This window comes from Mesorhizobium sp. M7D.F.Ca.US.004.01.2.1 (assembly GCF_003997785.1).
Classification (GTDB): domain Bacteria; phylum Pseudomonadota; class Alphaproteobacteria; order Rhizobiales; family Rhizobiaceae; genus Mesorhizobium; species Mesorhizobium loti.
The window spans coordinates 1-12457 of the sequence record NZ_RZRQ01000178.1 but is presented as its reverse complement, the minus strand read 5'-3'; the positions used below and the strand labels follow the sequence as shown (position 1 = coordinate 12457).

Below are 12457 nucleotides of genomic sequence, written 5' to 3'. Positions count from 1 at the left end.
TTCCGGAACCATATCGGACAGGATGATGCCCATCATGGTGCCAACGGTGGCATGTCCGGACGGCCAGGAACCGGAGCTCGACAGCTTGACCGCCGGCTTGACGAGATCGCTGAGCTGATGCGGGCGAGGGCGCTTCCAGACATCCTTGGCCGGATCGACGACGGCGCCTTCGGTGGCCACGACGCGATCGAAGAAGGCGCTGAATTTCGGCAGCGTTTCCTTGTTGAATTTCGGCCCCATGATGTTGGCAAAGCGCCAGACATTCTCCTCGGCGTCAGCGACGGCGCTGGCTACCATCTCCGGCGTGCGTGTCACCTGCAGGGTCAGCACCTCACCGAGTTCGGCCTTGGTCTGCACCGAATCGTTTGCCGGCGGCGGCGGCAGGATCATCGTCAGGTCGACATCCTTGTTGGTGACGAAGGGCTGGGCGTCTTCCGCTTGCGCGGCCGAACCGACGATGAGCAGCAGCAGGCCTGCCGCGAGCGATGCGTATCTTTTCATGGGTGCGATCCTTTGATGAGAGCAGCACAGGATCGCCAGATGCGGTGACGGCCATGTGACACGACCGGCCTCTCAAAATGAAAAAAGGCGCCTCTCGGCGCCCTTTTTTGTGATCACTTGGCTGTGTGGCTTAATGCGCCACGCCTTCCCACACCTTGCGCTTGGTGAGATAGACCAGCGCGCCGAACAAAAGCAGGAACACAAGCACCCGGAACCCGGTCTTCTTGCGGTCTTCCATATGCGGCTCGGCCGCCCACGCCAGGAAGGCGGAAACGTCGCGGGAATACTGGTCGACTGTCTGCGGCGCGCCGTCATCATAGGTCACCTGGCCGTCCGAAAGCGGTTTGGGCATTTTCAGCGACACGCCGGACATGAAGTACGGATTGTAGTGGGTGCCTTCCGGGATCACCATGCCGGCGGGCGGCGTCTGGTCGTAGCCGGTCAGCAGCGAATGGATGTAGTCGGGGCCACCCGCGTCGTATTGGCTGAAGATGTCGAAGACGAATTGCGGAAAGCCGCGTTCAACACCGCGCGCCTTGGCCAGCAGCGACATGTCGGGCGGAGCGGCGCCACCGTTGGAGGCAGCAGCGGCTTCCTCATTGGCGAAGGGTGCCGGGAAATGGTCGGACGGCTTGCCGGGACGGTCGAACATGTCGCCGGCGTCGTTGGGGCCGTCATGGATGGTGTACTCGGCCGACAGCGTCTTGATCTGGGCATCGGAATAGCCGAGGTCCGACAGCGTACGGAACGCCACCAGGTTCATCGAATGGCAGGCCGAGCAGACTTCCTTGTAGACCTTCAGGCCGCGCTGCAGCTGTGCTTTGTCATAGGTGCCGAACGGGCCGGCGAAGCTCCAGCTCATTTCCTTCGGCTCGTCGATCGGGAAATGCGTCGGCGCGGCCGCATTGTGTGCCTCTTCGGCGGCGCTCGCCCAAGTGCCTGCCGCCCCAATGCCAGCGGCCACAAGGCCGACCAGCGCCAGCGAGGTGAGAATCTTTTTCATGCCAAATCCCCTTAGATTCTCTACCGCTCAGCCCTTGGTCTCTGGCGCGGCCGTGGCGCCTGCCGGATGTCCGCCGCCGCCCTTGTTCTTCTCGAGCACCGCCTCCGTGATCGAGTTCGGCAGCCTTCGCGGCGTCTCGATCAGGCCGAGCACCGGCAGCACGATCAGGAAGAAGGCGAAGTAGAACAGCGTTGCCATCTGCGCCATGAACACATAGCTGCCCTCCGCCGGCTGCGAGCCGAGCCAGCCAAGCAGGATGGCATCGACCACGAACAGCCAGAAGAACAGCTTGTACCAGGGACGGTAGACCGCCGAGCGTACCTTCGAGGTGTCGAGCCACGGCACCAGGAACAGCATGGCGATGGCGCCGAACATGCACAGCACGCCGCCGAGCTTGGAGTTGATCGGCCCGACGTTGAAGGTGATGGCGCGCAGGATCGCGTAGAACGGCAGGAAGTACCATTCTGGCACGATGTGGGCCGGGGTCTTCAGCGGATTGGCGACCGTATAGTTGTCCGGGTGGCCGAGATAGTTTGGCAGGTAGAAGACGAAATAGGCGAAGACGAACAGGAACACGATCATGCCGAACGCGTCCTTGATGGTCGCGTAGGGAGTGAAGGCGACGGTGTCGGTCTTCGACTTGACCTCGATGCCGGTCGGGTTCGATTGGCCGACGACATGCAGCGCCCAGACGTGCAGCACGACGACGCCGGCGATCATGAACGGCAGCAGATAGTGCAGCGAGAAGAAGCGGTTGAGCGTCGGATTGTCGACGGCGAAGCCGCCGAGCAGCAGCTGCTGGATCCAGTCGCCAACCAGCGGAATGGCGCTGAAAAAGCCGGTGATGACGGTGGCGCCCCAGAAGCTCATCTGGCCCCACGGCAGCACGTAGCCCATGAAGCCGGTCGCCATCATCAGCAGGTAGATGATGCAGCCGAGGATCCAGAGCAGCTCGCGCGGCGCCTTGTAGGAGCCGTAATAGAGGCCACGGAAGATGTGGATGTAGACGGCGACGAAGAAGAACGAGGCGCCGTTCGAATGCAGGTAGCGCAGCAGCCAGCCCGAATTCACGTCGCGCATGATCTTCTCGACCGAGCCGAAGGCGAGATTGGTGTCGGCGGTATAGTGCATGGCCAGCACAATGCCGGTCAGGATCTGCGCCACCAGCATGATCGACAGGATACCGCCGAAGGTCCACGCATAGTTGAGGTTGCGCGGCACTGGATAGGCGACGAAACTGTCATAGACCAGCCGCGGCAGCGGCATGCGGGCGTCGAACCAGCGTTCGATACCGGTCTTGGGCGTATAGGTCGAGTGTCCCTCGCTCATCGAAATATCCCCCTGCCTCAACCGATAAGGATCTTGGTATCGGAAATGAACTTGAATACCGGAACCGCCATATTCTCGGGCGCCGGGCCTTTGCGGATGCGGCCGGCGGTGTCGTATTGCGAACCGTGGCACGGGCAGAACCAGCCGCCGAAATCGCCTTCCTGACCGAGCGGAATGCAGCCGAGATGCGTGCAGACCTGAACCATCACCATCCAGGCTTCCTTGCCGGGCGTGGTGCGGTTGGCGTCGGTCGCCGGTGCGTCGGCCGGCAGATTGGCGTTGCGCGCGATCGGATCCTTGAGATCGGCCAGCTTGACCGCCTCGCCGTCCTTCATTTCCTGTTCGGTGCGATTGCGCACCACGACCGGCTTGCCGCGCCACTTGACGATCAGCGACATGCCCGGCGTCAGCGAGGCGACGTCGACCTCGACGGAGGCGAGCGCCAGCGTCGAGGCGTCGGGGCGCATCTGGTCGATGAACGGCCACGCGAAGGCACCCGCGCCGACCACTGCGGCCATGCCGGTGGCGACGTAGAGAAAATCACGACGGTTGGGATCCTGGGTGTCGGTTGCGCTCACGGGTGCCTGATCCTTTCGCCTCTTCCGTGCCGGTGGTTGAGCCTTGTTCCCCGCTCAATTACGCCAACCCGACAGCGCATGGCGAACAGGCTTGCGAATTCCTCCGGCATTTGGACTTCGGTTTATGCGTGAAGCCCGTTTTTGTCCAGACGGGTGAAGGCACAAGGGCAGATTGTCGCGGGGACAAAATCCACAGCCGGGCAACGCGGCGCCGGATAGCCGCCAAACGTCGCTAAACAACAGGGAAACAACCGCAAATCCGACGTCCTCCTTCGTCTCGACACAGGGCGTCAGCCGGGTCTATCCTTGCCGCCATGGCACATGTCATAGACCGCGACACCTGGGCTGTTCGCTCCGACCGCTGGAAGGGCGAGCTGCAATGCGGCGCCTACGGCTCCAACTCCTGCCTGATCTTCAACTACCTGCCTGATGTCGGCGGCGGTCCCCGGCTGCACACGCATCCCTACGCAGAGATCTTCATCATCCGTCAGGGTACGGGCCTGTTCACGGTCGGCGACCAGGAGATCGAGGCCTCGACCGGCCAGATCCTGATCGTGCCACCCAACACGCCGCACAAATTCACCAATCTCGGTCCGGGCCCACTGGAAACGACCGACATTCACGAGAACGGCAGCTTCATCACCGAATGGCTTGAGTAGACCATGATCCCGAAAAGTGGGAACCGGTTTTCTGGACAAACGGTTTCCGTTTGTCCAGAAATCATGGTCAAGGATAGATCTATCTCGCGCCGAGCCTGACCAGAACCGCCTTCGGGATATTGTATTCGCGAATGACGGCATCGTGCTTGCGCAAGCCGCAGAGTTCACGCTGGATGAAATAACCGTGCACCGCCTCGGCGGCGTCCTTCAGAAGCCGGGCGCGCAGTTGTTCGTCGCAATTGTCGCGCAGCCTGGCCAGCGTTTCCTCGACCCGCTGGCCGGCGCGGCCGAGTGCTGCCGCCTTCTCCGCCAGGATTTCATGGCCGAGTGCGTCGAAGGCGGCTTCGGCAGCCGAGGCGCCGGCAAGATGAGATGGCGGACGCAAGGACATTTCAGCCCCCTTTCCCGAAAATCATGCGGTGTGTGACGAAGTCTTCGCCTGCCACGCGCTGAAAGCCAAGCCGCTCATAGAAAGCGAAGGCTTCTTGCGGCGCGCGGGTGTTCAGCACGGCGAAATGATGACGTGCCTTGTCGATGACGGTCTCGACCAGCATCCGGCCAAGGCCGGTGCGACGGTGGCGCGCACTGACGAACAGGTGCCGGACCCGGCCGTGGTCCCTGCCCTCGAAATAAGGATCGATGTTCAGCCCGCACACGCCGGCGAGTTCCCTTCCATGCCAGGCTCCGTACAGCGCCTCGCCGCGCTTGAGGAACTTGTTGCGGCCGCTTGCCCAGCTATCCGCCAGGCGCACCAGCATCCAGTAGCCTTCCAGCCGGCTTTCCTGCTTCAGCGCGTCGAAGGCCGGCATGGTCGGCCGGAGACGCTTGAGCACATAGCTGACCTCTGGGCTGACCTCTGGGCTGACCTTTGGATTGACCTCCGCTGACCCAGCCATGGAGCTACTCCGCCGGGCGTGTCTCTTCGAGCACGCTGTCCTCGTGATAGAGAAAACCGCCGGACTGCCGCTTCCACAGCCGCGCATAGAGCCCGTCGAGCGCCACCAGCTGGTCATGCGTGCCTTGCTCGACGATGCGGCCACCGTCGAGCACCACCAGCCGGTCGAGTGCTGCGATCGTCGACAGCCGGTGGGCGATGGCGATGACCGTCTTGTTTTCCATCAGCCGCGTCAGATTCTCCTGGATCGCCGCCTCGATATCGGAATCGAGCGCCGAGGTCGCTTCGTCGAGAATCAGGATCGGCGCGTCCTTGAGGAAGACGCGGGCAATCGCCACGCGTTGGCGCTGGCCGCCCGACAGCTTGACGCCGCGTTCGCCGACAAAGGCCTCGTAGCCGGCGCGGTCCCTGTTGTCGCGCAAGGTCAGGATGAACTCGTGCGCCTCGGCCTTTTTCGCCGCCGCGATCACCTCGGCGTCGCTCGCGTCCGGCATGCCGAGCTTGATGTTGTCGCGCAGCGAACGGTGGAACAGGGCCGTATCCTGGCTGACCACGCCGATATTGGCGCGCAGCGAATTCTGCGTAGCTTTGGCGACATCCTGGCCATCGATGGTGATCGACCCGCTCTCGAGATCGTAGAGCCGCAGAATCAGATTGGCGAGCGTCGTCTTGCCGGCGCCCGACGGTCCGACCAGTCCGACCTTCTCGCCTGGCCGCACGACAAGGTCGATGCCGTTGAGCACGCCGAACCCTTTGCCGTAGTGGAACTCGACGTTTTTCACCGCGATGCGTCCGCCGGCCACCACAAGCTCCTTGGCGTCGGGTGCATCGACCAGGCCGAGCGGCTGCGAGATCAGCGCCTTGGAATTTTCCAGCACGCCGAGATTCCGCAAGATGCTGTTGAGCTGCATCATCAGCCGGCCGAGCAGCATGTTGAGCCGCAGCACCAGCGACAGCGTGAAGGCGACAGCGCCGACGGTGATCGAGCCCTCGACCCAGAGATAGACGGCAAAACAGCCGATCGCCGTGATCATGATGCCCGACAGCGTCGTCAGCGCCATGCGCACGCCGGTCAGCCGACGGGTGAACGGGCGCAGCGCGTCGAGATAGATGTCGAAGCCGTTCCTGATGTAGCGGTCGTCGCCATCGGCCGAGAACAGTTTCAGCGTCTGCACGTTGGAATAGGAATCGACGATGCGGCCGTTGATCATCGAGCCTGCTTCGGCCGTGGCCTCAGCATTCTTGCGGATCGCCGGCAGATAGAGCTTGGCCAGCAAGCCGAAGGCCACGATCCACACCACCACCAGCGCCGCCAGCCGCAGATCCAACCCTGCCACCAGCGCCAGCGTCGTCACCGTATAGACGAGCATGAACCAGACGACCTCGATGAAGCTTTCCATCAGGTCGCCGGTCGCCTGGCCCGCCTGCCAGACTTTTGTCGCGATGCGGCCGGCAAAATCGTTCTGGAAGAAGGCGTAGGACTGGCGCGACACATGCCGGTGCGCCTGCCAGCGCACCAGGTTGTAGAAACCGGGCGTGATCGTCTGTTCGTCGACCAGCGCCGATAGGCCGACGACGATGGTGCGGATGACCAGCACCACCGCGATCATGAACACCAGTTCAGGGCCTGCGGCGTTCCACAAAGCGTGCCAGCTGCGCTCGGCGGGAAGCTGGTCGAGAATATCGACCAGCCGCCCGACGAAGTAGAACAGGCCGGCCTCGACCAGCGGCGCGATGCCGCCGATGACCAGCATGGCGAAGAAGGCGAACTTCGCCTGGCCGACATAGTGCCAGAGAAAGCCGCCGACGCTGGTCGGTGGCCGAAGATTCGCTGGCTCCCTGAACGGATAGACCCAGTTCTCGAACCAGCGATAGACAGCAGTCATCATTCGGCAGCTTGGCCCTTTGCAAGTTCGTCATTGGCGGCGTCGGCGGGACCGTCCTCAAGCAGGAACCCGCCCGACTGGCGCTGCCAGAGCTGCGCGTAGAGCCCGCCCTTGGCGACGAGTTCCTCGTGCGAACCTTCCTCGATGACACGGCCCTTGTCCATCACCACCAGCCTGTCCATCGCCGCGATGGTCGACAGCCGGTGCGCGATGGCGATGACGGTCTTACCTTGCATGAGCTTGTAGAGATTCTCCTGGATCGCCGCCTCGGCTTCGGAATCAAGCGCCGAGGTCGCTTCGTCAAGGATAAGTATAGGTGCGTCCTTCAACATAACGCGAGCAATGGCGATGCGTTGCCGCTGGCCGCCGGACAATTTGACGCCGCGATCGCCAACATGGGCATCGAAGCCCTTGCGGTCTTTGGCATCCGAAAGCCCCGATATGAAATCCAGCGCCTCGGCGCGCCCCGCTGCCTCGACAAGCAGCTCTTCCGAGGCGTCGGGCCGGCCATAGAGGATGTTCTCGCGCACCGAACGATGCAGCAGCGAGGTGTCCTGCGTGACCATGCCGATCTGGGCGCGCAGCGAATCTTGCGTCACATCGGCGATCTCCTGGCCGTCGATCAGGATCTTTCCGCTCTCCAGGTCGTAGAAACGCAGCAGGAGGTTGACCAGCGTCGACTTGCCGGCGCCCGAACGACCAACGATGCCGACCTTTTCGCCCGGCTTCACCGCGAGCGACAGGTTCTCTATCACCCCCTTCTGCTTGCCATAGTGGAAGCGGATGTCCTCGAAGCGTATCTCACCCCTGGAAACGGCGATGTCCTTCGCGCCCGGCTTGTCCTCGACCAGGCGTGGCAACGAGATCGAGGCGATGCCGTCCTGCACCGTGCCGATATTCTCGAACAGGCCCGACATTTCCCACATGATCCATTGCGACATGCCCCACAGCCTGAGCACCAGCCCGATGACCACGGCGACCGCGCCGATCGTCACCGACTGGCCGAGCCACAGCCAGAGCGCCATCGCCGTGACCGAAAACAGCAGCAGCGAATTCATGATGTAGAGTAGGCCGAAAAGCACCGTCACCAGCCGCATCGACCGGTAGACCGTCTGCAGGAAGCCGGCCATGCCTTCCCGCGCAAACGACGCTTCGCGGCGTGCATGGCTGAACAGCTTGACCGTCTGGATGTTGGAGTAGCTGTCGACGACGCGGCCGGTCATGGTCGAGCGCGCATTGGCCTGCTCCTCGCCGACCTTGCCCAGCTTCGGGATGAAATAGCGCAGCAGCAGGATGTAGCCGACCAGCCAGACGCCAAGCGGCGCGGCCAGCCGCCAGTCAGCCGAACCGACGATGACCAGCATGCCAAGGAAATAGACGATGACGTAGTTCAGGACATCGATCAGCTTGATGACGCATTCGCGCACGGCGAGCGCCGTCTGCATCAGCTTGGTGGCGATGCGGCCGGCAAACTCGTCCTGGTAGAAGCTCATCGACTGCTTGAGCAAATAGCGGTGCACCTGCCAGCGGATGCGCATGGGATAGTTGCCCATAAGCGTCTGCTGGTTGAGCAGCGAATGCAGCCATACCGTGCCCGGCAGCGCAAACAGCACGATGAAGGCCATGCCGGCGAGCTTCCAGGCTTCCGTCTGCAGGAAGGTTTCGCGATTCTGCCCCGACAGCCAGTCGACGATGCGGCCGAGGAAGCCGAACATCCACACTTCCGCAATCGCGATGGCCGTCACCAGCACCGCGTCGAGAAGGATATAGGGCCACGCGCCGCGCGTATAATGCACGCAGAAGGCAACCAGCGTCCTGGGCGGCTCGACCGGTTCCGCCGCGGGGAACGGATCGAGCCGTCTTTCAAACCAGCTAAACAACAACATAGGTCATGCTCACAAATCTGTTTTCCGCTTATGCGGCACGGGAGCGTACGAAGTCTCCGGAACCCTTGGCGTCGAGGGCCGACGGTCCGGAATCATCCGGACCGTCGGCCCTGCTTCGCGCAATATAGGGGTTCGCAGGCTTTTCGCCGACAGGCGCGCCTGACGATCCTGACGACACGGTGCTGCCAACCCGGTTTTTCGCGCCCGGCCTGATCAAACGAATGATCCGGCGCACCAGCGACGGCCGGCTCGGGTCGGGAACCGCGCGCGAAAAATCGACATCCGGCAGCATGCCGCGATGCGGCCGGCGGCGGACCTCGGCATGAACGGCCGACGAGTAGGTGTCGCCGATCAGCAGCGCCCAGGTCGGCAGTCGGTGGATATGCAGGCTCCTTGAGCCGGGTATTCTGTAGGGATCGAACATCGGTCCGTCCTCCGTGTGAAAATCGAGATAAAAAGGCGAAGCAATTTCGTCCGCCGGCATTCGGCCGGAGGCACGCATTGCGTCAGTCTGGACACGATAAGCATCGGTCTGGACAGGTTCAGGTGGGGCGCTCAGCCCTTTTGACTTTTTGAAAAACATCGCAGGATTCCTTCGAGAGCCGAAAAATCGTTTCGGCGGGAATCGGTGCGATCAAGTCTTAGAGAGTCAGGAGAATCGTCGTACCGAAACCGCCGGCAGGCAGGTAAGCCCACGAGAGGGGCGCTGGATGTACATGGCCATCATGAATTTCCCCTCCATCGGTTCGAGTTGACAATGCTGGGCGTATACCCGACTTCGCAGAAAATGGCCACCCGCAGGTCCAGCAAATTCCAAAACCGCGAGCCCGCTGTGGCCGATCTGCCACTTATTAGAAGGACGCGGAAATGAACTGTTGTCTCCGCATCGCGCTCTACCAGCCTGACATTGCCGGCAACACCGGGACAATCCTGCGCTTCGCCGCTTGCCTCGGGCTCGGCGTCGACATCATCGAACCGGCCGGCTTTCCGCTCTCCGACAAAGCGCTCAAGCGAGCCGGCATGGATTACCTCGAAATGGCTACCCTGACCCGGCATGTCGATTGGCACGCCTTCGAGGACTGGCGCAAAACTGGCGCGCGCCGGCTGGTGCTGCTGTCGACCAAAGCCACGACCCCTTACACCGGCTTCACCTTCGCCGATGGCGACATACTTCTGTTCGGCCGCGAATCGGCAGGCGTTCCGGATGCTGTCCATCAGGCGGCGGATGCGCGGCTGACCATCCCCATGCAAGGCGCGGCGCGCAGCATCAACGTCGCGCTTTCCGTCGCCATGGTGGCGGGCGAAGCCATCCGGCAGCTCGGATAGGATCCACGTCCCATCCATAACACCGTGCTTGCCGTCGCCGACGACGGTGGTTTCTCCACTCATTCTCACCCAGGCGCACATCGCCTTCTCCTGCATTTGCCCAATCAACATTTCTTCGCTACAAGCTCAACTTAACTTGAGGTCAAGCGGAAAAATCAGGGCAGAAAAATCAGGAATGGCACCAGTTACGGAGTTGACAGTCGGCCAGGTGGCCATGCGCAGCGGGGTGGCGGTGTCGGCGCTGCATTTCTACGAGGCCCGTGGCCTGATCCGCAGCCACCGTACATCAGGCAACCAGCGCCGCTACGGCCGCGACGTGCTGAGGCGCGTGGGGATCATCAAGGTCGCGCAGGAGGTCGGCATCTCGCTGGCCGAGATCGGCACAGCCCTGGCATCGCTGCCCGAGGGCCGCACGCCGACGCGCGATGACTGGAACCTGCTGTCGACCGCCTGGCGCGACGGGCTCGATCACAAGATCGCCCAGTTGAAGAAATTGCGTGACGGGCTGACCGACTGCATCGGCTGCGGCTGCATGTCGATCGACAAATGCCCGCTGCGCAACAAGGGGGACAGGCTGGCAAGGGAAGGCACGGGGGCGAGGCGGCTGTTGGTAGAGTCCTAATCCGCCACCGGCAACCGCCTGATGGTGAACTCAATCAGGTCGCCCGGCCGCTCGAACCAGCTTTCGATCTCGGTCCAGTAGGCCTGCTTGGGAAAACGCTCGAACCATTCCTTGGCCTTGAGCCGCGCATCGGAGCGCGGCAGCACGAAGGTCTCGCGCAGGAAACCGTCGCGCGGCATGCGCGCGCGCTCAGCCCGGCTTTGGTCGAGCCTTTTCTTCAGGCCATCCAGCGGCGGTCTTGCCGGGGTGCGCACGAAACAACTCCTTGCACCGTAATGACACTTGACCCTGTTCCCTAACAGATTAGGGATCGCGCCGGCAAAAGACGAGTCATTTGTAGGACTCGCCGCCCCAACCGGAGACGGCACTTGGAACGACCTGAAATACCGGCAGGCCTGCCCGCCGACATCGAACAGAAGAAGATGAAGGCGCGCCTATGGTTCGAGGCGCTGCGCGAACGCATCTGCGCCACCTTCGAGCAGATCGAGCAGGATCTTGGCGGGCCGCTGGCCTCGTGGTCACCTGGTCGTTTCGAAAAGACGCCATGGGAACGCGACGCGGGCAAGGGCGGCGGCGGCACCATGTCGATGATGCACGGCCGCGTCTTCGAGAAGGTCGGCGTCCACACCTCGACCGTCCATGGCGAGTTCTCACCCGAATTCAGGAAGCAGATGCCCGGCGCCGAGGAAGATCCGCGCTTCTGGGCATCCGGCATTTCGCTGATAGCGCATCCCTGGAACCCCAACGTTCCGGCCGTGCACATGAACACGCGCATGGTCGTCACATCTAGCCAATGGTTCGGCGGCGGCGCCGATTTGACGCCGGTGCTCGACCGCCGCCGCACCCAGGACGATCCCGACACGGTCGCCTTCCACCGCGCCATGCAATTCGCTTGCGAGAAGAACGCCGCCGTTGCCGACTACCCGAAATACAAGGCCTGGTGCGACGAGTACTTCTATCTGTCGCACCGCAACGAGCCGCGCGGCACCGGCGGCATCTTCTTCGACTGGCTGCATTCGGGTGAGGACAAAGGCGGCTGGAATGCCGATTTCAACTTCGTCCAGGATGTCGGCCGCTCTTTTCTCGTCGTCTACGGCCACCTCGTGCGCGCTAACTTCAACGAGAACTGGACCGACGGCGACCGCGACGAACAGCTCATTCGCCGCGGCCGCTATGTCGAATTCAACCTGCTTCACGATCGTGGCACCATCTTCGGGCTGAAGACCGGCGGCAATGTCGCGGCCATCCTCTCCAGCCTACCACCCGAGGTTCGCTGGCCGTAACAAAATGGTGAGCGCGGCGTGAGCCGCATTGATGTCCCATTCGTTCGAAATGGGCACGGAATGTGGTACACGGTGCGGCGAAAAATTTCTTTTTCGTCTAATAGGCTATTGAAAAGACTGGTCTATTTGTGGCGCCGGGTCGGGAAGCGCCGGCGGTTCGCCTGCGCGCAATTCCAGGAAAGTGCGAAACGGCTTTCCGACCGGAATTGCGTCAAGGCAAAGCGAGCCGCGACCCGACGCGACCGGACGACCCAAGACGATGCGGGACATCTTCGTCAAAAAGATACCCGCCTTTCCAGGAGTACTTCGCAATGCGCAAGATCATTGTTTCGGCTGCCGCCGCTGCCCTTCTCGCTTCCGGTTCGGTGGCATTCGCCGCCGTCAAGCACACCACCGGGACGATCAAGACCTTTGACACGACGGCCATGAGCCTGGTCCTCGATGATGGATCGTCTTTTACGCTTCTCAAGACCTTCAAGGATCCTGGCC

Annotated in this window: 14 protein-coding genes; 4 read left to right on the top strand and 10 right to left on the bottom strand. The window is 62.3% G+C overall.

Going from position 1 to position 12457, the window contains the following annotated elements:
- The 4 genes from EN993_RS22070 to petA form a co-directional block, all read right to left on the bottom strand.
- Window positions 1–501, bottom strand: a 501-nt coding sequence (locus tag EN993_RS22070; RefSeq protein ID WP_164757752.1) for a phosphatase PAP2 family protein, incomplete at its 3' end; no start/stop codon positions are given.
- Between the two features lie 130 nt (window positions 502–631).
- A complete protein-coding gene (locus EN993_RS22065) occupies window positions 632–1504 on the bottom strand; it encodes a cytochrome c1 (RefSeq protein WP_109659743.1) in 873 nt (290 codons plus the stop codon).
- A 27-nt stretch (window positions 1505–1531) separates the two neighbouring features.
- Entirely contained in the window at window positions 1532–2833 is a 1302-nt protein-coding gene (locus tag EN993_RS22060; protein WP_109659741.1) for a cytochrome b N-terminal domain-containing protein, read from the bottom strand.
- A gap of 17 nt (window positions 2834–2850) precedes the next feature.
- Window positions 2851–3411, bottom strand: coding sequence for a ubiquinol-cytochrome c reductase iron-sulfur subunit (gene petA, locus EN993_RS22055; protein ID WP_013529984.1), 561 nt, complete (start codon window positions 3409–3411; stop codon window positions 2851–2853).
- A gap of 314 nt (window positions 3412–3725) precedes the next feature.
- On the opposite strand from petA, the gene EN993_RS22050 reads away from it, so the two are divergent.
- Window positions 3726–4070 (top strand): cupin domain-containing protein, encoded by a 345-nt coding sequence (locus tag EN993_RS22050; RefSeq protein ID WP_127264814.1) that lies wholly within the window; start codon window positions 3726–3728, stop codon window positions 4068–4070.
- 79 nt (window positions 4071–4149) lie between these two features.
- On the opposite strand, the gene EN993_RS22045 is transcribed toward EN993_RS22050, so the two are convergent.
- The 5 genes from EN993_RS22045 to EN993_RS22025 are packed head-to-tail and all read right to left on the bottom strand — an operon-like array spanning window position 4150 to window position 9161.
- Window positions 4150–4461, bottom strand: coding sequence for a DUF6665 family protein (locus EN993_RS22045; protein WP_127264813.1), 312 nt, complete (start codon window positions 4459–4461; stop codon window positions 4150–4152).
- Between the two features lies 1 nt (window position 4462).
- Window positions 4463–4966 carry a GNAT family N-acetyltransferase gene (locus EN993_RS22040; RefSeq protein WP_127264812.1) on the bottom strand — a complete coding sequence of 168 codons (504 nt, stop codon included), beginning with the start codon at window positions 4964–4966 and terminating at the stop codon, window positions 4463–4465.
- Window positions 4967–4970: 4 nt separating this feature from the next.
- On the bottom strand, window positions 4971–6854 hold the full coding sequence (locus EN993_RS22035; protein WP_126070181.1) for an ABC transporter ATP-binding protein: 1884 nt from the start codon (window positions 6852–6854) through the stop codon (window positions 4971–4973).
- Entirely contained in the window at window positions 6851–8737 is a 1887-nt protein-coding gene (locus EN993_RS22030) for an ABC transporter ATP-binding protein (protein ID WP_126070182.1), read from the bottom strand. The genes EN993_RS22035 and EN993_RS22030 overlap by 4 nt, the downstream gene beginning before the upstream one ends.
- A 28-nt stretch (window positions 8738–8765) precedes the next feature.
- Window positions 8766–9161: a hypothetical protein gene (locus EN993_RS22025; protein WP_109661269.1), complete on the bottom strand. Its 396-nt coding sequence runs from the start codon at window positions 9159–9161 to the stop codon at window positions 8766–8768.
- A 443-nt stretch (window positions 9162–9604) separates the two neighbouring features.
- On the opposite strand from EN993_RS22025, the gene EN993_RS22020 reads away from it, so the two are divergent.
- A complete protein-coding gene (locus EN993_RS22020; protein WP_127264811.1) occupies window positions 9605–10063 on the top strand; it encodes a tRNA (cytidine(34)-2'-O)-methyltransferase in 459 nt (152 codons plus the stop codon).
- 175 nt (window positions 10064–10238) lie between these two features.
- Entirely contained in the window at window positions 10239–10685 is a 447-nt protein-coding gene (soxR, locus tag EN993_RS22015) for a redox-sensitive transcriptional activator SoxR (protein WP_127264810.1), read from the top strand.
- Here soxR and EN993_RS22010 read toward each other — a convergent pair.
- A complete protein-coding gene (locus tag EN993_RS22010; protein WP_027030665.1) occupies window positions 10682–10939 on the bottom strand; it encodes a hypothetical protein in 258 nt (85 codons plus the stop codon). The two genes, soxR and EN993_RS22010, sit on opposite strands and share 4 nt — an antisense overlap.
- Window positions 10940–11053: 114 nt before the next feature.
- Here EN993_RS22010 and hemF point away from each other — a divergent pair, with 114 nt between their 5' ends.
- Window positions 11054–11968, top strand: coding sequence for an oxygen-dependent coproporphyrinogen oxidase (gene hemF, locus EN993_RS22005; protein ID WP_127264809.1), 915 nt, complete (start codon window positions 11054–11056; stop codon window positions 11966–11968).
- Window positions 11969–12457 lie beyond the last annotated feature (489 nt).

Bases quoted from the DNA above. Each gene is read 5' to 3' on its own strand.
- EN993_RS22065 (WP_109659743.1), bottom strand. From the start codon at position 1,504: ATGAAAAAGATTCTCACCTCGCTGGCGCTGGTCGGCCTTGTGGCCGCT.
- EN993_RS22060 (WP_109659741.1), bottom strand. From the start codon at position 2,833: ATGAGCGAGGGACACTCGACCTATACGCCCAAGACCGGTATCGAACGC.
- EN993_RS22050 (WP_127264814.1), top strand. From the start codon at position 3,726: ATGGCACATGTCATAGACCGCGACACCTGGGCTGTTCGCTCCGACCGC.
- EN993_RS22045 (WP_127264813.1), bottom strand. From the start codon at position 4,461: ATGTCCTTGCGTCCGCCATCTCATCTTGCCGGCGCCTCGGCTGCCGAA.
- EN993_RS22040 (WP_127264812.1), bottom strand. From the start codon at position 4,966: ATGGCTGGGTCAGCGGAGGTCAATCCAAAGGTCAGCCCAGAGGTCAGC.
- EN993_RS22035 (WP_126070181.1), bottom strand. From the start codon at position 6,854: ATGATGACTGCTGTCTATCGCTGGTTCGAGAACTGGGTCTATCCGTTC.
- EN993_RS22030 (WP_126070182.1), bottom strand. From the start codon at position 8,737: ATGTTGTTGTTTAGCTGGTTTGAAAGACGGCTCGATCCGTTCCCCGCG.
- EN993_RS22025 (WP_109661269.1), bottom strand. From the start codon at position 9,161: ATGTTCGATCCCTACAGAATACCCGGCTCAAGGAGCCTGCATATCCAC.
- EN993_RS22020 (WP_127264811.1), top strand. From the start codon at position 9,605: ATGAACTGTTGTCTCCGCATCGCGCTCTACCAGCCTGACATTGCCGGC.
- soxR (WP_127264810.1), top strand. From the start codon at position 10,239: ATGGCACCAGTTACGGAGTTGACAGTCGGCCAGGTGGCCATGCGCAGC.